At 65.2% G+C, this 19,461-nt stretch carries 19 protein-coding genes; 12 read left to right on the top strand and 7 right to left on the bottom strand.

Going from position 1 to position 19,461, the window contains the following annotated elements; all coding sequences use genetic code 11:
* Nucleotides 1–162: 162 nt before the first annotated feature.
* The 4 genes from tpx to CR917_RS12490 all read right to left on the bottom strand — a co-directional run bounded on the left by tpx (nucleotide 163) and on the right by CR917_RS12490 (nucleotide 4,685).
* Nucleotides 163–663: a thiol peroxidase gene (gene tpx / locus CR917_RS12505; RefSeq protein WP_043861433.1), complete on the bottom strand. Its 501-nt coding sequence runs from the start codon at nucleotides 661–663 to the stop codon at nucleotides 163–165.
* Between the two features lie 159 nt (nucleotides 664–822).
* Nucleotides 823–2,100 carry a serine/threonine transporter gene (locus CR917_RS12500; protein ID WP_104572372.1) on the bottom strand — a complete coding sequence of 426 codons (1,278 nt, stop codon included), beginning with the start codon at nucleotides 2,098–2,100 and terminating at the stop codon, nucleotides 823–825.
* 228 nt (nucleotides 2,101–2,328) lie between these two features.
* Nucleotides 2,329–3,531: an amino acid aminotransferase gene (locus tag CR917_RS12495; protein WP_043861431.1), complete on the bottom strand. Its 1,203-nt coding sequence runs from the start codon at nucleotides 3,529–3,531 to the stop codon at nucleotides 2,329–2,331.
* Nucleotides 3,532–3,668: 137 nt separating this feature from the next.
* A complete protein-coding gene (locus CR917_RS12490; RefSeq protein WP_058540136.1) occupies nucleotides 3,669–4,685 on the bottom strand; it encodes an Ldh family oxidoreductase in 1,017 nt (338 codons plus the stop codon).
* A 148-nt stretch (nucleotides 4,686–4,833) separates the two neighbouring features.
* Between CR917_RS12490 and CR917_RS12485 the strand changes: the two genes are divergently transcribed.
* The 6 genes from CR917_RS12485 to CR917_RS12460 all read left to right on the top strand — a co-directional run bounded on the left by CR917_RS12485 (nucleotide 4,834) and on the right by CR917_RS12460 (nucleotide 10,104).
* On the top strand, nucleotides 4,834–5,703 hold the full coding sequence (locus CR917_RS12485) for a MurR/RpiR family transcriptional regulator (protein WP_043861429.1): 870 nt from the start codon (nucleotides 4,834–4,836) through the stop codon (nucleotides 5,701–5,703).
* Between the two features lie 29 nt (nucleotides 5,704–5,732).
* Complete coding sequence (locus CR917_RS12480; protein ID WP_054914583.1) at nucleotides 5,733–6,491, top strand: ABC transporter substrate-binding protein; 759 nt, start codon at nucleotides 5,733–5,735, stop codon at nucleotides 6,489–6,491.
* Between the two features lie 109 nt (nucleotides 6,492–6,600).
* Nucleotides 6,601–7,320, top strand: coding sequence for an ABC transporter permease (locus tag CR917_RS12475; RefSeq protein ID WP_043861427.1), 720 nt, complete (start codon nucleotides 6,601–6,603; stop codon nucleotides 7,318–7,320).
* Nucleotides 7,317–8,027, top strand: coding sequence for an ABC transporter permease (locus CR917_RS12470; RefSeq protein WP_043861426.1), 711 nt, complete (start codon nucleotides 7,317–7,319; stop codon nucleotides 8,025–8,027). Before CR917_RS12475 ends, CR917_RS12470 begins: the two co-directional genes overlap by 4 nt.
* A 24-nt stretch (nucleotides 8,028–8,051) precedes the next feature.
* Nucleotides 8,052–9,296: an FAD-binding oxidoreductase gene (locus CR917_RS12465; RefSeq protein ID WP_054914584.1), complete on the top strand. Its 1,245-nt coding sequence runs from the start codon at nucleotides 8,052–8,054 to the stop codon at nucleotides 9,294–9,296.
* Between the two features lie 19 nt (nucleotides 9,297–9,315).
* On the top strand, nucleotides 9,316–10,104 hold the full coding sequence (locus CR917_RS12460; RefSeq protein WP_043861496.1) for an amino acid ABC transporter ATP-binding protein: 789 nt from the start codon (nucleotides 9,316–9,318) through the stop codon (nucleotides 10,102–10,104).
* Between the two features lie 99 nt (nucleotides 10,105–10,203).
* Here the strand turns inward: CR917_RS12460 and CR917_RS12455 are convergent, their stop codons facing one another.
* Both CR917_RS12455 and CR917_RS12450 read right to left on the bottom strand, forming a co-directional pair.
* Nucleotides 10,204–10,497: a hypothetical protein gene (locus CR917_RS12455; protein ID WP_054914585.1), complete on the bottom strand. Its 294-nt coding sequence runs from the start codon at nucleotides 10,495–10,497 to the stop codon at nucleotides 10,204–10,206.
* 158 nt (nucleotides 10,498–10,655) lie between these two features.
* The gene (locus tag CR917_RS12450; protein WP_104572371.1) at nucleotides 10,656–12,386 is read right to left on the bottom strand and encodes a hypothetical protein; all 1,731 of its coding nucleotides are present in this window, start codon (nucleotides 12,384–12,386) and stop codon (nucleotides 10,656–10,658) included.
* Nucleotides 12,387–12,583: 197 nt separating this feature from the next.
* Between CR917_RS12450 and CR917_RS27930 the strand changes: the two genes are divergently transcribed.
* The 5 genes from CR917_RS27930 to CR917_RS12420 all read left to right on the top strand — a co-directional run bounded on the left by CR917_RS27930 (nucleotide 12,584) and on the right by CR917_RS12420 (nucleotide 17,308).
* The gene (locus CR917_RS27930; RefSeq protein ID WP_146095010.1) at nucleotides 12,584–13,375 is read left to right on the top strand and encodes a hypothetical protein; all 792 of its coding nucleotides are present in this window, start codon (nucleotides 12,584–12,586) and stop codon (nucleotides 13,373–13,375) included.
* 2 nt (nucleotides 13,376–13,377) lie between these two features.
* The gene (locus tag CR917_RS12435) at nucleotides 13,378–15,018 is read left to right on the top strand and encodes a hypothetical protein (protein WP_054914588.1); all 1,641 of its coding nucleotides are present in this window, start codon (nucleotides 13,378–13,380) and stop codon (nucleotides 15,016–15,018) included.
* A gap of 37 nt (nucleotides 15,019–15,055) precedes the next feature.
* Entirely contained in the window at nucleotides 15,056–15,694 is a 639-nt protein-coding gene (locus CR917_RS12430) for a glycine zipper domain-containing protein (protein ID WP_058540130.1), read from the top strand.
* Between the two features lie 30 nt (nucleotides 15,695–15,724).
* Nucleotides 15,725–16,186, top strand: coding sequence for a hypothetical protein (locus tag CR917_RS12425; RefSeq protein ID WP_052504253.1), 462 nt, complete (start codon nucleotides 15,725–15,727; stop codon nucleotides 16,184–16,186).
* A gap of 306 nt (nucleotides 16,187–16,492) precedes the next feature.
* Nucleotides 16,493–17,308 (top strand): gamma-glutamyl-gamma-aminobutyrate hydrolase family protein, encoded by an 816-nt coding sequence (locus tag CR917_RS12420; RefSeq protein WP_104572368.1) that lies wholly within the window; start codon nucleotides 16,493–16,495, stop codon nucleotides 17,306–17,308.
* 80 nt (nucleotides 17,309–17,388) lie between these two features.
* On the opposite strand, the gene CR917_RS12415 is transcribed toward CR917_RS12420, so the two are convergent.
* Nucleotides 17,389–18,306, bottom strand: coding sequence for a LysR family transcriptional regulator (locus CR917_RS12415; protein WP_043861345.1), 918 nt, complete (start codon nucleotides 18,304–18,306; stop codon nucleotides 17,389–17,391).
* A 112-nt stretch (nucleotides 18,307–18,418) separates the two neighbouring features.
* On the opposite strand from CR917_RS12415, the gene araD1 reads away from it, so the two are divergent.
* Nucleotides 18,419–19,417, top strand: coding sequence for an AraD1 family protein (gene araD1 / locus CR917_RS12410; protein WP_054914591.1), 999 nt, complete (start codon nucleotides 18,419–18,421; stop codon nucleotides 19,415–19,417).
* Nucleotides 19,418–19,461 lie beyond the last annotated feature (44 nt).

The raw sequence follows: 19,461 nt of genomic DNA, 5'->3' as shown, positions 1-19,461 counted from the left end.
TGGCAAAGTGCTGAACTATAAATAAAAACGGCCTGGGCTAAGGCCAGGCCGTTACAACTTTTTTCAAATAACCTTTCTATTTCAACACCGCCCCCCTGTGGGAGCTGGCTTGCCAGCGAAGGCATCCATGCGGTGCATGAAAACTCGCGGTGCCTGAATACGTTACTTCAGTACCGCCAGCGCCGCGTCGTAGTTCGGCTCTTCGGCGATTTCCTTGACCAGTTCGGCGTGCAGCACCTTGTCGTTTTCGTCCAGTACCACGACTGCACGGGCAGTCAGGCCCTTGAGCGGGCCGTCGGCGATGGCCACGCCGTAGTTCTGGATGAATTCGGCACCACGCAGGGTGGACAGGTTCTTGACGTTCTCCAGGCCTTCGGCGCCGCAGAAGCGTGCCTGGGCGAACGGCAGGTCGGCCGAGATGCACAGTACCACGGTGTTGGCCAGTTCGTTGGCCTTGGCGTTGAACTGGCGCACCGAGGTGGCGCAGGTCGGGGTGTCGACGCTGGGGAAGATGTTCAGCACTTTACGCTTGCCGGCGAAGGAAGCCAGGGTCACGTCGGACAGGTCGCCCGCCACCAGGGAAAACGCAGGTGCCTGGGCACCGACTTTCGGCAGTTCGCCGTTGACCTGAACCGGGTTGCCTTTGAGAGTCACTTGAGCCATGAAAGAAGTCCTTATGCGGGGGTGAGTAAAGGACCAGAGTTAAGCATGAAAGTGCCCCGACACCTATGGGGGCAGCGATAAATTGTTGAATATCCAGAGAGTTTTTGTGGACAAAGAGCGAGCAAGGGTGTGCACCCCTGCCCGCCCCCGCCCCCGGCCTCAGCCGACCAGCGAGTAGACGATGGCGCTGATGGCCACCAGGCCCACCACGACCACGAACACGTTGGACAGCGCGCCACTGTACTTGCGCATCGCCGGCACGCGGCGGATGGCGTACATCGGCATCAGGAACAGGATCGCCGCGATCACCGGGCCGCCGAACGACTCGATCATGCTCAGGATGCTGGGGTTGAGCGTGGCCACCACCCAGCAGATCACCAGCATGAAGGCTGCGGTGAACCGGTCCAGGGCCTTGGCACCCGGCCGCTTGCCCGTCTTGAGCACCAGGCCCTTGAGGCCTTCGCTGGCACCGATGTAGTGGCCCAGGAACGACTTGGCGATGGCGATGAAGGCAATCAGCGGTGCGGCGAACTCGATGGTCGGGTTGCTGAAGTGGTTGGCCAGGTACGACAGGATCGACAGGTTCTGCGCCTTGGCCTCGGCCAGTTGCGCCGGGTTCAGGGTGAGCACGCAGCTGAACACGAAGAACATCACCATCGCCACCATCAACAGGTGCGCGCGCCGCAGGATCTGCCCGCTGCGCTCGTCGGCGTGCTCGCCGTAGCGGCGTTTCTGGTCCACGGCAAAGGCCGAAATGATCGGCGAGTGGTTGAACGAGAACACCATCACCGGAATCGCCAGCCACAGGGTGTGCACGAATGCCGACCCCGATGGCAGCTCGGTGGCGGTCGTGAGGATGCCGCCGTTCCAGTGCGGTATCAGGAACACCGCCAGCAATGCCAGGGCCACGATGAAGGGGTACACCAGCAGGCTCATGACCTTGACGGTGGCCTGCTCGCCGCAGCGCACGATGACCAGCAGGCCCAGGATCAGCACGAACGACAGCAGCACCCGCGGCGGCGGCGCCATGTGCAGTTGATGCTCCATGAAGCTGCTGACCGTGTTGGTCAGGGCCACGCTGTAGATCAGCAGGATGGGGAAGATGGCCAGGAAGTACAGCAAGGTGATGCAGGCGCCGGCGCTGAGGCCGAAATGCTCCTCCACCACTTCGGTGATGTCGGCACCGTCACGCCCCGAGAGCACGAAGCGGGTCAGGCCACGGTGTGCGTAGTAGGTCATCGGGAAGGCCAGCAGCGCGAGGATCAGCAGCGCCCAGAAGCCGCCGAGGCCGGCGTTGATTGGCAGGAACAGCGTGCCGGCACCGATGGCGGTACCGAACAGGCCCAGCATCCAGGTGGTGTCCTGCCGGGCCCAGCTACCTAGGGCGGCGGGGGTCGATTCGAAGCGTTGATCAACGCTCGGGGCCTGCTCATTCATCCGGGTGCAACTCCGCTCGCAAGACTGCAACATCGCTGGGAGTGGCCAAACAGACGCATCGGCGCACCCCAGCTGTAAAAGAGGGGCGCGATTGTGCGCGCTTTGGTTGCACTTGCAAAGCCCTTGCCGAGGAGTGGTTGCACCTGCCGGCAGCGCAGCGCCGGTCAAGCCCGCCCCCACAAGGCCATCACTGTACGTGTGGGAGCGGGCTTGAGCCGCAACTGGCCGTTATGCGGTCTTGTGCACCGCCGCGAACGCTTCGGCCACCTGCTGCAGGTTGTCCGGGCGCACGCCCGACATGCACACCCGGCCGCTGTCGATCAGGTACACGCCGAACTCGTCACGCAGCCGGCGTACCTGCTCCACGCTGAAGCCGGTGTAGCTGAACATGCCGCGCTGGCTCAGGAAGAAGTCGAAGTTCTGACCCGGCAGCAGCACCGCCAGTGCATCCACCAGCGCCTGGCGCATGTCCAGGATACGCAGGCGCATCCCCTCCACTTCAGCCTGCCACTGGGCATTCAGGCCGGCATCGCCAAGCACCGTCGCAACCAGTTGCGCACCGAAGTTGGGCGGGCTGGAGTAGTTGCGGCGCACGGTCGCCTTGAGCTGGCCCAGCACGCTCTGCGCGGTGGCGCTGTCGTCACAGACCACCGACAGGCCGCCAACCCGCTCGCCATACAGCGAGAAGATCTTGGAGAACGAGTTGCTGACCAGGCACGGCACGCCAGCGCGGGCAAACTCGCGAATGGCGTAGGCGTCGGCGTCCAGGCCTTCACCGAAGCCCTGGTAGGCGATATCGAGGAACGGAATCAGCTCGCGCGCCTTGACCACCTCGATCACCTGCTGCCATTGCGCCTGGTTCAGGTCGACCCCGGTCGGGTTGTGGCAGCACGGGTGCAGCAGCACGATGCTGTTGGCCGGCAGGGTCTGCAGGGTGGCGAGCATGCCGTCGAAGTCCAGGCCACGGGTGGCCGGGTCGAAGTACGGGTAGGTGTTGACCTTGAACCCGGCGCCTTCGAAGATCGCGCGGTGGTTGTCCCAGGTCGGGTCGCTGACCCATACCTGCGAGTCGGCGAAATAGCGCTTGAGGAAGTCGGCACCGACCTTCAGCGCACCCGAGCCGCCCACGGTCTGCACGGTGGCCACACGTGCGCCACCCACGGCCGGGTGATCGGCGCCGAACAGCAGCGCCTGGATCGCCTGGCGGTAGCTGCCCAGGCCTTCCATCGGCAGGTACAGCGAGGCTTCGTGGGGCTGGTCGGCCAGGCGTTTTTCCGCCTCGCCCACTGCCGCCAGCTGTGGCACCACACCGGCGGCGTCGTAATACAGGCCGATGCTCAGGTTGACCTTGTTGGCACGCGGATCGGCCTTGAAGGTCTCCATCAGGGAGAGAATCGGATCGCCGGCATAGGCATCGACATGTTTGAACACAGCGTGCAGCTCCTTGGGTCTGGGCAAATCGTGAAAGACGCTGCCGAGGATACCTGTAGCCGCCGATTTGTGACATGACCCTGGATGCAACTGATCAGTGCAGCTGCGCATGCATCCGCCGGCGAAAAGGCCGCGGGTCACCCCTTGGCCAACACCTGCAACTGCTCGAACTCCTGCGCCGTCACGCTCACCCCGTCCCGCGCCGACGCCTCGCGCTCACGCAAGCGCCGCTCGCCGGGCATGCGGGTCAGGCCTACCGCCTGCATCTGTTCCACCAGTTCACGGCTGCGCTCGGCAAAACGGCTGCCTTCGGCCTTGGTCGGGTCGATCACGATCACCAGTTGCCCGGTCCACGGGGTCTTGGCGCCCGGGTGCTGCGACCAGTCGAACTCGAACGAGAAGTTGCCGCCGGTCAGCGCCGCGGCCAGCAACTCGACCATCATCGACAGCGCCGAGCCCTTGTGCCCGCCAAAGGGCAGCAAGGCACCGCCGTCGAGAATCGCCTGCGGGTCGCAGGTCGGCTGCCCGTCGCGGTCCACGCCCATGCCTTCGGGCAACTGCTCGCCCTTGCGCGCGGCAATCTGCACGTCACCATGGGCCATGGCGCTGGTGGCCATGTCGAACACGATCGGCGCATGCCCGGCACAGGGTGCGGCGAACGCGATGGGGTTGGTACCGAACAGTGGCTTGCGCGCGCCGTGCGGCACCACGCAGGTCATGCTGTTGACCACGCTCAGGGCCACCAGGCCTTCTTCGGCAAAGGGCTCGACATCCGGCCACAGGGCCGCGAAGTGATGCGAGTTGTGTATCGCCAGCACCGCAATGCCGGCACTGCGGGCCTTTTCCACCAGCAGCGCCCGCGCCGCCTCGAGCGCCGGCTGGGCAAAACCGCCCCCGGCATCGACCCGTACGTAGCCGCTGGCCACGTCCTGCACCTGGGGCACCGCCGTGCCGTTGACCCAGCCACTGGCCAGGGTCGACACATAGGCGGGGATCCGGAATACCCCGTGGCTATGGGCGCCGTCGCGCTGGGCGCTGGCGCAGTTGGCGGCCAGCGTGCGGGCAACCGATTCGCTGGTGCCGTGGCGCACGAAAATCTGCTGCAACAGGCGCTCGAGATCGGCCTGGGGCAAGTGGTGAACAGCTGCGGACATCTGAAGCTCCCTTGTTGGAATTGGTATGGGCGACAGCAGTGAGCGATAGCGGACTTTCCTCCGATTGACAGCAAACTGTCAAATGTTGACTTGATGACAGAAAACATTCATTTTCTATTCCCAGCGCAACCGCCGTCGAGAATCGTCCGTGAGCCAACCGATCAAGCAACGCCTGGAAAACAGCCTGCAACATGCGGCGGCCTCGGGTCGCAAGATCGCCACGTACATGCTCGCCCATTTCACCGACCTGCCCTTCGAGACCTCGGCCAGCCTGGCGGCAAAAATCGGCGTCAGCGAATCGAGTGTCGGGCGTTTCTGCCGCTCGCTCGGCTACGAACACCTCAAGGCCCTCAAGCACGATCTCAAGGACGACCTGGGCGATGGCCCATGGCTGGTCGGTGATCGGTTGCAAGAATTTCGCCAACAACAGGGCAAGGACGACATCGACCGCGCGCGCAGCCTCGAGCTGGAGGTCGCCGCCCTGGTGCGGGTCTACGAGTACAGCCGCACCGAGGCCTGGCACACCGTGGCCCGGCGCCTGGCCGAACGGCGCCGGGTATTCATTGCCGGGTTCCAGACCGAGCGCGGTATCGCCCAGTGCATGAGCCACCTGCTGCAATACCTGCGCGATGGCGTGCAGGTGGTGGACGGCAGCGCCGGGCACTTCGGCGAAGTGCTGCTCAGCGCCTCGCACGACTGCGCGCTGGTGGTGTTCGAGGCGCGCCGCTACTCGCGCCACGCCCTGGTGCTGTGTCGCAAGGCACGCGAAGCGGGCATCCCGGTAACACTGGTTACCGACACCTTCTGTGACTGGGCCGATGCCAACGCCGACGAGGTGTTTCGCATCCCCACCGAATTCAATCTGTTCTGGGAGTCCACCGCGACGATGCTGTCGTGGGTACACCTGATGGTCAACGAGGTCTGCAAGAAGCTCGGGCCGGATGTTGAAAAACGCTTGGAAGCAACTGCCGCTCTACACAACGAATTCGTTGGCTACACGTCAACGAGCAAACAATAGCAAGAGTGCAATCAACCACGAGGTGTTTCATGAAACCCGTCCTCCGCTTTGCAGGCGCATGCGCGCTGCTGTTCGCCGGCATCACCTCGGCCCAGGCCGAAACCCTGAAGATCGCCACCGAAGGCGCCTACCCGCCGTTCAACTACGTCGACTCCAAGAACCAGCTGCACGGCTTTGACGTGGACATCGCCAAGGCCCTGTGCGAACAGATGAAGGTCGAGTGCACCGTGGTGGCCCAGGACTGGGAAGGCATCATCCCGGCGCTGATGGCCAAGAAGTACGACGCCGTGGTGGCCTCGATGATCAACACCGAAGAACGCCGCAAGAAAATCGCCTTCACCAACCACTACTACAAGACGCCGCTGTCGGTCGCAGTGCCCAAGGACAGCGAGATCACCGACGCGCAGACCGACTTCAAGGGCTACACGGTGGGCGCGCAGTCCTCCTCCACCCAGGCGATCTACGCCGAAGACGTGTATGGCAAGGCCGGTGCCGACGTCAAGCTGTACCCGACCCTGGACGAAGCCAACGCGGACCTCGCCGCCGGGCGCCTGGACGGGGTGATTGCCGACAAGTTTCCGCTGCTCGAATGGCTGGGCAAGGCAGGCAAGGACTGCTGCAAGATCCTGGGTGACGTCAAGGGCACCACCGCCGATGCCTCTATCGCCGTGCGCAAGGAAGACGAGGCGCTGCGCGAGCGCCTGAACAAGGCCCTGGACGAGATCGTCGCCAACGGGACTTACCAGAAGATCTCCAGCAAATACTTCGACTTCGATATCTACCAGTAAGACCGCATTCGCTGGCAAGCCAGCTCCCACAGGGTTTTGCGTCAACCGCGACCCTGTGGGAGCCGGCTTGCCGGCGAAGAGGCCCTGTTGTCTTGCCGAGGGTTCGCGCATGATCGAACAACTGTCCCTGTTATCCTTCGCCAGCGGCGGCTGGGGCCAGGCCCTGCTGGCCGGCGCCCTGGTGACCATTTCCCTGGCCCTGGCCTGCCTGCCCATCGGCCTGCCGCTGGGCCTGGGCGTGGCGCTGGCCGCCCGCTCGAAAAAACGCTTTCCGCGCGCCTGGGCCACCGTGTTCTCCACGGTATTTCGCGGCCTGCCCGAACTGCTCACGCTGTTGATCATCTATTACGGCTGCCAGATCGCCGCGCAGAAGATCCTCACCGCCATGGGCTACGAGGGCGAGGTGATGATCAATACCTTCCTCGCCGCCATGATCGCCTTCAGCCTGGTGTTCGCCGCGTTCTCCAGTGAAATCTGGCTGGGCGCGTTCAAGACCATTCCCAAGGGCCAGTACGAGGCCTCGGCCGCGCTGGGCCTGAGCAAAACCACCACCTTCCGCAAGGTGGTGTTCCCGCAGCTGGTGCGCATCGCCCTGCCGGGCCTGTCGAACAACTGGCTGTCGCTGCTCAAGGACACCTCGCTGGTGTCGACCATCTCGCTGGTCGACCTGATGCGCCAGACCAACCTGGCCGTCAGCGTGACCAAGGAGCCGATGTTCTTCTACACCGTCGCCTGCCTGGGCTACCTGCTGTTCTCGGCGCTGTCGGGCCGGGTCTTCGCCTATATCGAACGCCACACCAGCCGTCACCTGCGGAGTGCACGCACATGAATCTCGATGCCCTGCTGGCGTTCTTCGTCGACCCCGACCTGCTCGAACGCTACGGCCCGCGCTTTATCGACGGGCTGCTGGTCACCGGCAAACTGGTGGCCATCTCCTTCACCCTGGGCGCCCTGCTGGGCCTGCTGCTGGCGCTGGCGCGGCTGTCGAACAACGTGCTGCTGCAACGCCTGAGCGCCGGCTACATCTACTTCTTCCGGGGCTCGCCGCTGCTGGCGCAGCTGTTTCTGCTGTACTACGGGCTGGGCTCGCTCAAGAGCTTCTGGCAGGACGTCGGCATGTGGTGGTTCTTCCGCGAAGCCTGGTACTGCACCCTGCTGGCCTTCACCCTGAACACCGCCGCCTACCAGGCCGAGATCTTTCGCGGCAGCCTGATGGCCGTGGCCCCCGGGCAATACGAGGCGGCCAGGGCACTGAGCCTGAAGCGCTCGACCACCTTCTTCAAGGTGATCCTGCCGCAGTCGCTGATCGTGGCCATCGGCCCGCTGGGCAACGAGCTGATTCTGATGATCAAGGCCAGTGCAATCGCCTCGCTGGTGACCATCTACGACCTGATGGGCGTGACCAAGCTGGCCTTCTCGCGCAGTTTCGACTTCCAGATCTACCTGTGGGCCGCGGTGCTCTACCTGCTGATCGTGGAGATCGTGCGCCGCAGCCTCAAACACATAGAAGCCCGACTGGGCCGCCACCTGCGCTGAACCGTAGCCGTAGAGGATTTTTTCATGCATTGCCAAACCATCGTTCTGGGCGCCGGTATCGTCGGTGTTTCCACGGCCCTGCACCTGCAAGCACGCGGGCGCAAGGTGATCCTGATCGACCGTGACGAACCGGGCAGCGGCACCAGCCACGGCAATGCCGGCCTGATCGAGCGCTCCAGCGTGATCCCCTATGCCTTCCCGCGCGAGCTGTCCAAGCTGCTGCGCTACGGCCTCAACCGCCAGCCCGACGTGCGCTACAGCTTCAGCTACCTGCCCAAGGCCGCGCCCTGGTTGCTGCAGTACTGGAAGAACTCCGCCCCGGCGCCCCTGGCCGAGGCCACCCGCGCCATGCTGCCGCTGGTGCAGCGCTGCGTCGAGGAACACGACGCACTGATCGAGGCCGCCGAACTGGGCGCCATGGTGCAGGCCAAGGGCTGGATCGAGGTGTACCGCACCCAGCCTGCCCTGGCCCAGGCCGTGGCCGATGCCCAGGCGCTCAAGCCCTACGGCCTGCAGTTCGAGATTCTCGACAAGCAGCAACTGCACGATCGCGAACCGGACCTGAGCGCCAACGCCGTGGGCGGCATCCACTGGCTCGACCCCAAGACCGTGAGCAACCCCGGCGGCCTCACCCGCGGTTACGCGGCGCTGTTCGTCAAGCGCGGCGGGCAGTTCATCCAGGGCGATGCGCGCACCCTGCGCCAGGTGGCCAGCGAATGGCAGGTCGACACCCGCCAGGGCCCGGTCACTGCACCGGAGGCAGTGATCGCGCTGGGCCCGCAGGCCGGCGAGCTGTTCCGCCCGCTGGGCTACGACATCCCGCTGGAGGTCAAGCGCGGCTATCACGTACATTTCCATGCCAAGGCCGGTGCTGCGCTCAAGCATTCACTGTGCGACGTGCAGGGCGGCTTCGTGCTGGCACCGATGGCCCAGGGCATTCGCCTGACCACCGGCATCGAGTTCGCCGCCAGCGACGATGCGGCCAACGAGGTCCAGTTGCAGCGCTGCGAAGCCATCGCCCGCCAGCTGTTCCCGCTGGGCGAGCGCACCCAGGACGCGCCGTGGCTGGGCCGACGCCCCTGCCTGCCGGACATGCGCCCGGTGATCGGCCCGGCGCCGCGGCACAAGGGCCTGTGGTTCAACTTCGGCCACGCCCACCACGGCCTCACCCTGGGCCCGGTATGCGGGCGCCTGCTGGCAGAAATGATCACCGGCGAAAACACCTTTACCGACCCGACGCCCTATGGCGCCGACCGCTTCGAACACTGAGATCGCGGAGAACAACAACATGACCGCACCACTGAGCCTTGCCGCTGCACGCCCCGACACGCACCCCGACCCGCGCAAGGTCGTGGTGAGCATCGACGGGCTGAACAAGTTCTATGGCGACTTTCACGTACTGCGCGACGTCGACCTCAAGGTGCGTGAAGGTGAGCGCATCGTGCTGTGCGGGCCGTCCGGCTCGGGCAAGTCGACGCTGATCCGCTGCATCAACCGCCTGGAGATCGCCGAAAAAGGCACCCTGCTGGTCAACGACACCGACCTGGCGCTGACCACGCGCCAGGCCGCCGAGGTGCGCAGCGAGATCGGCATGGTGTTCCAGCACTTCAACCTGTTCCCGCACATGAGCGTGCTCGACAATTGCACCCTGGCGCCGATGAGCGTGCGCGGCCTGTCGCGCAAGGAGGCCGAGGAGCGGGCACGGTTCTACCTGAACAAGGTGGGCATCGAGAGCCAGGCGGGCAAGTACCCCAGCCAGCTGTCGGGCGGGCAGCAGCAGCGGGTGGCAATCGCCCGGGCGCTGTGCATGAAGCCAAAGATCATGCTGTTCGACGAGCCGACCTCGGCACTGGACCCGGAGATGGTCGCCGAAGTGCTGGATGTGCTGGTCAAGCTTGCCGACACCGGCATGACCATGCTGTGTGTGACCCACGAAATGGGCTTTGCGCGACAGGTGGCCGAGCGCGTGCTGTTTCTGGACGGCGGGCAGATCATCGAGGATGCCCCGCCCGAGGCGTTCTTCAACAACCCGCAGAGTGATCGGGCCAAGGGCTTCCTGGCGCAGATTCTGCACTGAAGCCGCTGCCCTTTCGCGGGTCACGCCCGCTCCCACAGAGGCTCACGCCGGCCTTGAGGGAGCGGGTTTACCCCGCGAAAGGCCCACCACGTACTACGCCTAGCGCGCCTGCATCTTCGACTTGATGAACCCGGCCACGAACGTCAGCACCGCGCCGCCGGCACCACCGCCGACGATGCTGCTGATGATCGCCGCCATGTCCAGCGACCCGCCAGCCCCCATGGCGGCCCCGGGCTCACCGGTGATCGCGGCCAGTATCTGGCCCACGATCACCCCGCCCACCCCGCCGAAGATCGAATTGAGCAACGGCCCCATGCTCTGCTTGCTCATGCCGGCGGCATTGCCGCCTACCACACCACTGATGACCTGAATGACCAGACTCACGATGTCCATGGCTATACCCCTGCGCAGCGCTGATTGAGTGACGGCTCAGCTGCGACTACGACTACAGGCACTACCGGCGGCATCGAGACGTCTCGATCCGATCAACGACAGCCAGCTGTTGCGGATACGCGAAGTATAGGACAGGTACACGCCCTGCCCTTGCCCCCTCACACGTCGAAGTTCATGCGCCGCAGCCGCGCATCGATGGCCGGCGCGTTGAGCGCGCGGTTGAACAGCAGGGCCAGCAGCAGCGACAGCGGCACCAGCGTGGGCAAGGCCCCCAGCATGCCGACCAGCGCATTGGGCAGCATGTGCTGCAGGCGTGGCCCGTCCCGCAGCAGGGCGATCGGCGTGTCCGGGAACAACGCCAGCAGCGGCATCAGGCAGAAGGCCAGCAGCACGGCGGCCAGCAGCCGATTGCCCGGACCCTTGCCCATGAAGCGGTTCATGCGGTGCCACAGCATGTCCTTGAACAGCCAGGTGCACAGCAGCCCCACGCCCACCAGCATCACCCCGTTGATCGGGCTGGTGAACGGCAGCACCAGGTAATGCTTGAACATGGCCCACACCGTGGCCGGGCCATCGGCCCTGAACAGCACCTGCGGCCCGCCGAACTTCACCTCCAGAAGCTTGCCCGCGCTGAAAAAGAACAGCACCAGCATCAGCAGGCTCAGCCGCCAGAAGTAACCCAGCGCGCGGCGCAGCACCAGCCTGGGCTCCAATTTGCTGCGCAGGGCCGTCTGCTGGTCCGAGGCGTTCTTGCGCAACGCGAAGAAGCGATTGGCCTGCTCGGGGCTGACCGTGCCGTTTTTCACGTCCGACAGCTGGCTGACGTAATTCACGTGTCCAGACTCCTCGATCATGCGCCGGGCCACCGAACGCTCACTGGCCAGGGCCACCTGTTCGATGTCTGCCGGGTTTTCCAACTGCTCGATCACCCTGTCGAAGTAGCTGGCGGCCAGCCCGTCATCGAACACCACATGCCGGTAGCGGCCAAGCATGTTGCAACGGATGCTGCGCCGTCCGGCACGCACCTGGGCCTGGCTGTAATAGCAGGTGCCGTCCACGCTCAGTACCAGGTCGCCCTTCTCGGGTGTGTTGTCCGGGTAATAGGGCGCGGCGAACCCTTCGGCAGCCCGCTCGATGGTTTCGGGCTCATCCCCCCACTCGTCGACGTAAGGCTTGAGCCAGGTATCGTTGGACTTCAGGTGTACCGAATTGCCGACTGCCTTGGCCGACACCTCCAGGGTGTAGCGGGTGCAGATGAACTTGTCGCCCAAACAGCCGCCGCAGGTCACCTGCCCCCCCATGCAGCCGCACGCCACAGAGCCGCCCACACAACTGGGGCAGTTGTCGCCGCCTGCGCCCATGCAGTAGGCACAACTGCCACTGCCGGTGCGGCCGGAGCCGCCACAGCCCCAGCACTGCGTGCGGCCCTTGCCGCTGCAACTGCTGCATCTTAGCTTGCAACTGCCGTTGCACACGGTGCAGCGCTGCTTGCCGTAACCGCTGCAGGTGCCGCAGGTATGGCTGGTGTAGAGCGGGTCCAGGGCAAACAGCTTCACCTGCTGGCTGCGCAGAAAATGCGCGGGATTGCTGCCCAGCCCCTTGAGCACACGGTTCTTGTAATGCGCCGCGCCCCTGCCCAGCAGCACTTGACGCTGCTCGGCCATCGACTGCTCGAGCTGGTGTTCGCTCACCGAATTGATCCGCAGCCCCACCGAAGCCGACTCGCGGCGCACTTCGGTCACCAGGCTCCAGCGCCGGCTCACGCTCACCGCGCGCCCCTTGTCCTCGCCCTGCTGCACGGTCAGCTCGAGATCGGAGGTGTCATAGCCGCATCCCTGCAGGCGGCTGCGCAGTGCTTGCTCCACGGTGCGGGTGAATGCCTGGGTCATCGTCTACTCCGTCTCAATGCGCGCGTCCTGTTTTCGCCTGCTGGCGTAACGCCACAGAATGCCACGCCGCCCCTGGCGTGCGCTACGCGTCACGTTTCGGTTATCAGCAATTCTTGTATGAAACTGCCCAATATGTAGCCCTGTGCTACCATCCCGCGCAGCGGGTCACGCGCGCCATCAGTACAGGGAAGCACTCTTTGAAACACCACACCCCCTCACGTTTCAGCGCACTCGCCCTGGCCTGCTGGCTAATGGCCGGGCTCGCCTTCCAGGCATCCGGCGCGCTGGCCGACCAGTTGATCGGCACCCACCCCTCGGCTGCCGGCCCGATCAACCACATGGAAACCCCGCAGGGGCACGCCTACCTCACGCTGCCCCAGCGCAAGCTGCAATTGCAGCTGCCAGCGCAGTGGCGCGAAACCAATGTGGAGGGCACCTACGACCTGCAGGGCGAAACCGCCGTGGTGCTCAGCTACCGCACGCCGCAATGCGACTCGCAAAGCGCGCTGGTGGTGTTGTCCGGCACCTCGGCGTGGGGGCCTTACCGCCTGGGCGGCTGTTCCGACATGCTGGCCTTGCAGCGCGCCGAAGACGGCAAAAGCCTGGTGGCGATGCAGCTCAACGGCACGCAGTCGGCGGCCTGGACCTACTCGTCGCTCGACCGGCAGTTCCGCGGCCCGCTGCGGGTCGACCTGCCGAACCTGCTCAAGGGCCTGGCCAAGGCGACGCCAGCCCCTGCCAAGGCCGCAGCGCCACGCCCTGCACCCGTCCAGCACGCCGTGGCCCCGACGCCCCCGCCGCAACCCAGGCCCGCGCCCGCGGTGGCCAGGGTCGAAGCCAAGCAGCCAAAGCCTGCCCCGGCAGCAGCGCCATCGGCCGCGCCGCAGGTCACGCCCCAGGTCGCCACTGAAGTGGTCGACCGCGCCAAAACCGCAGCGCCGGCCCAGCGCCGGGTGACGCTCGACCTGACCTCCGAGCTGGAACACTAGCCGTGAACAGCCGCCTGTCGCCCGACCTGACGGGCCGGCCATGGCGCGGGTGGCTGCGCCGGCCTGTCGTGGCACGTGCGTCAACGCCCCGCCAGCAGCAACGCTTCGTGGCCCGCCTGATGCTGGGGCTGACGCTGTGTTACCTGCTCGTCGAGATGGGCTTCAACGCACGCCTGCTGGATGTGGTGGGCGGGCTGGCCAGCCCCGCGCAGGTCGAGTCGATCGAAGTCTACGGACGCCTGATCGCCGGCACCGCCGTGGCCCTGCTGGGCCTGGGCTGGGTACTGAAAAAGGCCTGCAGCCAGTACTGGAGCCTGGGCCGCACGCTGGCCTGGTCTGCGCTGACGGTGGGCAGCTGCCTGCTGGTGGTGTTTTATGCGCAACTGGCCCTGATCAACCACCTGGTCGCCACCTCCACCCCGCAGGAGCGTGCCCGCGCCGTGCTGGGCGTGCCCATCAGCTACCTGTTGGTGCATCGCGAGTTCGGCCTGAAGGGGCTGGAGCTGGGCACCGACGACTACAAGCGCCCCGAGGGCAAGACCCTGCTGGCCACCCTGCCGATCCTGCTGCAGTCGGTCGATCGCCTCGAAGAGCGGGTGCGCCAGCAGGGCCTGGCCTTCTTCGAACTGTTCGCCGAAACCCGCCGCGGCCCGCTGGCCGACAACTACCAGCGTTACCGCGAGGCCCTGGCCGAGCTGGACGAGCTGTACGGCAACTACCGCCAGGGCAGCCAGCGCTACCTGGACGCCACCAGCCCGGCCGCCATCGCCCGGCATCAGCAGCAGGCCTGGGACGATTACGTGCAGACCCTCAAGCAGCGCAATCGCCGCCTGACCCCAGGCAACGTGCCGCGCCGGCACTGGCCGCAGGTGCGCCGCATGCTGGATGACAAGGGCATTCAGGTGAGTGACAACTGGCAACCCGGCGACCGCGCCGGCTTCAACCTGGCCGTGGCCAAGCGCGTGCAGGGCCATGCCAGCGGCGCCTACGGCACCGAGCTGTTCAAGCATATCCAGGGCGACTGGATCAAACCCGGCCTGTCGCGCCAGGGGTTCTTCGCCGACCCGGCGATCCAGCAGCGCTGGCGTAGCGCGCTGTACCTGCCCGACAGCCTGTCACTCAAGCCCGACTGGTCGCTCGACGCCTATGAACAGGCGATCTACCGCCCGACCCTGCGCCTGGATGCCCAGCAACTGCTCGAAGAACGCCTGGTCGAGCCGGCCCGCTATGGCGAGCGCAACGACAAGGCCGACATCGGCCGAGACAGCTACCGCGCCCTGATCGTGCCGATGATCGCCCTGCTGTTCTCGTTGCTGGGGGCCTTCACCCACCTGTTCAAGTGCACCCTGTTCGCCCTGCGCGCCGTGCGCCCGGTGCCGCGCCGCGCCTACTGGGGTGCGCTGGCGGTGTACGCGGTGGTGGTGCTGGCGCTGCCGATGCCGTTCAGCAACAAGGTCACCGAACAGCCGCTGTTTCTCACCCTCAAGCAGCGAGGCGCCAGCACCCTGGGCGCCATGGGCTGGGTGATCGCCCACGGTGCGCAGTGGACCGCCCAGGTGCAGCCGCTGTTCTACCCGCTCAACGAAGCGATTCGCCTGCACCTGCTGCAAGGCCTGAGCTACGGCTACCACGACAACGACTGATGACAGCGCCCCGCCACGGCCTGAAAGGAGCCCCACCTTGACCCGCTCGACCACCCTTACCCTTGTACTACTGGCTGGCAGCGTGCTGCTCGGCGGCTGCCAGAACTCGCAGATGGGCAGCACCGCACTGGGCGGTGCTGCCGGCTGCCTGGGCGGCGCAATCATTGCGGTCGGCACCGGCGGCAAGCCCGGTGTGGGCTGCGCCATTGGTGCCGCGCTGGGCGCCCCCAGTGGCTACTACATCGGCCGCCAGAAAGACCTGCAGCAGGCCCGGCAGGTGCAGGCCGACATCGAGCGCCAGTCTGCCGACGTAGCCGCCGTGCAGGTCAGTACCCGCCAGGTCGCGGTGCCGGCCGACGAGCGCAATGCGGTGGGCGCCGCCAGCATCGATGCCGTCGACTCCATGCAGGTGAACGTGCCCCAGGCCCTGGTCAACAAGCGCGACAAGCGCCTCAAGGAGCCCCTGGGCCGTGTCGGCAGCTACGTGTCCGGTGCCCGCAGCAAGGCCAATGTGGTGGTCACCACCCGCAGCAAGGGCGACTTCAACTACATCGTCAGAACCATCAAGAGCGGCTACAACGGCAAGGTCGCCACCGACAAGGTCACCTACCAGTACCGCGAGCAGACCCGCGGCACCCAGTCGGCGATTCAGGTCATGCACGACGCCCAGGCTTAAGCCTTCCAACTCCAGTGGAGAACAGCAAGCATGCAGGATTTCAAGATTCAACGCCCCGACCCGGATGGCCGCGCAAAGCCGCAGAGCAAGCCGCAAAGCCAACCGCAGCAGCCCGACAGCACCGACCACACGGCCTACTACAAGCCCCGCCACCGCCAGGCGCAGCAGAACCAGAGCAACTACACCCGCAGCAGCGACAACGGCCCGATGCTGGTCTACGTGCTGTACCTCATCAGCCTGCTGGTGGTGGTCACCGCGCCTGCCGGGCTGGTCTACGCCTACCAGAGCCGCGCTGGCGCCAATGACCTGGACCGCAGCCACTACACCTTCCAGATCCGCATGTTCTGGATCGGCCTGTTGCTGCTGGGGGTGGGCGTCATCGGCATACCCTTCGTGTTCGGCTGGTTCGTGCTGGTCGGCTGGGCTGTCTGGCTGCTGTACGCAATCACCACCGGCATGCGGCGCTGGCGCAAGGGCCAGCCGGCCAGCTGAGGCCTGGTTGCCTACGCCGAAAGTCGTACGTTAAATATAATGAACTACCAAGCACGCTAACAATTGACATTAATCCTTATAAAACAAGGTATTGGGTTGTATTTCTAGAAACAACATAAGGAAATTAGCCTGCCACAGGGTAAAGCCGTTTGACATATTTAACGGCTCTGGCAAGCTATGTCACAGGTTTCGACCGGGAGTCGTCCTTCCAGGCGCTCTCGGCAGTGCTCGAAACCTCAGGTAGCGTCAGCGGTTCCCGATGCGCCTGCACAACAATGACAGGCCGAGCCTGTCCCAAGGTGACATATGCCCAACAGCAACATTGGCAATAAGAATCAGACCCTGCGCAAGCCTGTCGTACTCATGACCATGGGTGCCCAGGAACGCAAGGGCCATGCCTACCAGGTAATGACCCACAAATACATCCAACCCCTGGTCGACCATGCCGGATGCGTGCCGGTTCTGGTTCCGACCTGCTGCGGTACCGAAGACCTCGAGCAGTACCTGGACATGGCCGACGGCGTGTACCTGACCGGTGCCGGCAGCAACATCGACCCGGCGCTGTATGGCCAGGAGAACGAAACCCCGGGCAAGGCCCAGGACCGCGACCGCGACCTGTTCGACCTGCCGCTGGTGCAACTGGCCATCGCCCGTGGCCTGCCGATCTTCGGTATCTGCCGCGGCATGCAGGAAATCAACGTGGCACTGGGCGGCGACATCTACCAGAAGGTCTATGCCGAGCCAGGCTTTAACGATCACCGGGAGAACCCCGACGATCCGGTTGATTTGCAGTACAGCCAGGTTCACAGCGTGCGCCTGGAAGCCGGCAGTTGGCTGCGCGAACTGCTGCAGAGCGATGAAATCCGCGTCAACTCGCTGCATGGCCAGGGCCTGAAGACCCTGGGTGAAGGCCTCGAGCCACTGGCACGTGCCGAAGACGGGCTGGTGGAAGCGATCCATGCACCAAGCCTGTCGCCGTTCCTGTTCGCGGTGCAATGGCACCCGGAATGGCAGGCGGCGCAGAACCCGGACTCGGTGAAGATGTTCGAAGCCTTCGGCCTGGCCTGCCGCCAGCAGGCAGCCAAAGGTCAGGCGGCAAAGAAGGTCGGCTCTACGGCCTGATTCGCGCCAACCGTTTCGCCGGCAAGGCCGGCTCCTGCCGCAGGAGCCGGCCTTGCCGGCGACGGGCCCGGCCTGTCACCTCACACCCCCAGCGCCTCGATCAGCAACTGCGCCGGCACCGGCAGTTCCACCCCCTTGCGCGTGACCACCTCATAGGGCTCGCTGCGCGAGTTCAATTCCAGCGGCAGTTGCGCCAGCATCCCATGCTCGAGCGCGATCCTGGCCGAGTCCCACGGCATCACCGCCACCAGCCCACGGTCCTGCAACAGCAACGTGAGCGTGGTAAAAGTTGATGAAGTTTCAATGGGATACAGCGGAAAGCTCAAACCCGCCTCACGAAATTCACGCTCCAGCGTCAAGCGCATCGGCATGTTCACCGGGAACACCACCCAGCGTGAATCGGCCAACGCCTCGAGCCTCAACTCGGCACACCCCACCAGCGGGTGCTGCAGATTGGCCACCACCACCAACTGCTCCTGATGCCTGGCCCGGCTCACATAGGCGCCCGGTCGCGGGCTCACGCTGGTTCGGCAGATCACCACATCCAGACGGCCCTGATCGAGCAAGCTGAGCAGGCGGTCGCTGGTGTCCTCGACGATCGATACCGACAGGTCCGGCTGGCTCTCGCGCAGACGCGCCAGGCCCTCCACCAGCATCGGTACCGCCCCCATGATCGACCCCACCGACAGCCGCCCGCCGTGGCCCTGCAGAATACCGATCATCTCTTCGCGCAGGTGCGCCAGGTCGGTATTGATAAGGCGCGCATAACGCACCACGCAGCGCCCCAGGTCATTGGCCTCCAGCCCCTTGCTGGTGCGCTCGAACAGCACCGCGCCCAGGGTCGATTCGATTTCATTGAGGGCCTTGGTCGCGCCCGGCTGGGTAATCGACAGGGCCTGGGCGGCCTTGTGGATCGAGCCCAGCTCGTCGAGGCTGATCAACAGGCGCAACTGGCGCATGCGCAGGCGCGAAGCCATGGTAGTCAGGGGTGGCAGCATAGGTGATTACTTTTGGTTATCCCTCGGTCAACAGCTGTCATTAGGCAGCAAAGCCACGCAAATTTAAAGTGTCGGACAACAGCCCTCCCCACAAGAACAATCAGGAGTCAGCATGCGTCTGATCCAATTCGAAACCCCTGCAGCCGCGCGTCACGTCGGCGTCATCGAAGGCGACCTGATCCAGGTGGTACGCAATACCCGCACCATGCGTGAACTGGCCCTGGCCGCGATTCGCAACGCCCGCAGCCTGTGCGACGAAGTGCTCGCCCGCGGCCTGGACGCCACCGCCCACAGTTACGCCCAGGCCCTGGCCGACTGCCGGGTGCTGCCGCCGCTGGACCACGATGACCCCGCCCACTGCCTGATCAGCGGCACCGGCCTGACCCACCTGGGCAGCGCCTCGACCCGCGACAAGATGCACCAGCAGAAAATCGACGACAGCACCGCCCTGACCGACACCGCCCGCATCTTCCAGTGGGGCATCGAAGGCGGCCGCCCGCCCTCCGGCACCGCCGGTGTGCAGCCGGAATGGTTCTACAAGGGCGACGGCTCGATCGTGGTACGCCCCGGCCAGCCGTTCCAGAGCCCCGCCTTTGCCGAAGACAGCGGCGAAGAGCCCGAGCTGGCCGGCCTGTACGTGATCGGCGATGACGGTCAGCCCTACCGGGTAGGCTTCGCCATCGGCAACGAGTTCTCCGACCATGTGATGGAGCGGCGCAACTACCTGTACCTGGCCCACTCCAAGCTGCGCAACTGCTCCTACGGCCCCGAGTTGCGGGTCGGCGAGCTGCCCGCTCACCTGGGCGGCGTCAGCCGTATCCACCGCGGTGATAACCTGCTGTGGGAAAAGGAATTCCTCAGCGGCGAGGACAACATGTGCCATTCGCTGGAGAACCTGGAGTACCACCACTTCAAGTACACCCAATTCCTGCGTCCGGGCGATGTGCACGTGCACTTCTTCGGCACCGCGACCCTGTCGTTCGCCGACCAGGTCAAGGCCGCGCCCGGCGACGTGTTCGAAATCAGCCTGCCCGAGTTCGGCGCCCCGCTGCGCAATGGCATCAGCGTGACGCCTTCGGCCATCTCACCCGGCGAGGTGAAAGCGCTCTGAACCGCAGGCGGCGCCCCGCGCGCCGCCGCGGCATTTCATAACAA

It is taken from the genome of Pseudomonas sp. BRM28, from assembly GCF_002939405.1.
Classification (GTDB): domain Bacteria; phylum Pseudomonadota; class Gammaproteobacteria; order Pseudomonadales; family Pseudomonadaceae; genus Aquipseudomonas; species Aquipseudomonas palmensis.
Note: the sequence above shows the minus strand (reverse complement) of the source record. Positions and strands in the feature narration are given on the sequence as shown.

What these genes read in the sequence shown, in the direction of transcription:
- tpx (WP_043861433.1), bottom strand. Translation starts at nt 663, where the DNA reads ATGGCTCAAGTGACTCTCAAAGGCAACCCGGTTCAGGTCAACGGCGAA.
- CR917_RS12500 (WP_104572372.1), bottom strand. Translation starts at nt 2,100, where the DNA reads ATGAATGAGCAGGCCCCGAGCGTTGATCAACGCTTCGAATCGACCCCC.
- CR917_RS12490 (WP_058540136.1), bottom strand. Translation starts at nt 4,685, where the DNA reads ATGTCCGCAGCTGTTCACCACTTGCCCCAGGCCGATCTCGAGCGCCTG.
- CR917_RS12480 (WP_054914583.1), top strand. Translation starts at nt 5,733, where the DNA reads ATGAAACCCGTCCTCCGCTTTGCAGGCGCATGCGCGCTGCTGTTCGCC.
- CR917_RS12475 (WP_043861427.1), top strand. Translation starts at nt 6,601, where the DNA reads ATGATCGAACAACTGTCCCTGTTATCCTTCGCCAGCGGCGGCTGGGGC.
- CR917_RS12470 (WP_043861426.1), top strand. Translation starts at nt 7,317, where the DNA reads ATGAATCTCGATGCCCTGCTGGCGTTCTTCGTCGACCCCGACCTGCTC.
- CR917_RS12465 (WP_054914584.1), top strand. Translation starts at nt 8,052, where the DNA reads ATGCATTGCCAAACCATCGTTCTGGGCGCCGGTATCGTCGGTGTTTCC.
- CR917_RS12460 (WP_043861496.1), top strand. Translation starts at nt 9,316, where the DNA reads ATGACCGCACCACTGAGCCTTGCCGCTGCACGCCCCGACACGCACCCC.
- CR917_RS12455 (WP_054914585.1), bottom strand. Translation starts at nt 10,497, where the DNA reads ATGGACATCGTGAGTCTGGTCATTCAGGTCATCAGTGGTGTGGTAGGC.
- CR917_RS12450 (WP_104572371.1), bottom strand. Translation starts at nt 12,386, where the DNA reads ATGACCCAGGCATTCACCCGCACCGTGGAGCAAGCACTGCGCAGCCGC.
- CR917_RS12425 (WP_052504253.1), top strand. Translation starts at nt 15,725, where the DNA reads ATGCAGGATTTCAAGATTCAACGCCCCGACCCGGATGGCCGCGCAAAG.
- CR917_RS12420 (WP_104572368.1), top strand. Translation starts at nt 16,493, where the DNA reads ATGCCCAACAGCAACATTGGCAATAAGAATCAGACCCTGCGCAAGCCT.
- CR917_RS12415 (WP_043861345.1), bottom strand. Translation starts at nt 18,306, where the DNA reads ATGCTGCCACCCCTGACTACCATGGCTTCGCGCCTGCGCATGCGCCAG.
- araD1 (WP_054914591.1), top strand. Translation starts at nt 18,419, where the DNA reads ATGCGTCTGATCCAATTCGAAACCCCTGCAGCCGCGCGTCACGTCGGC.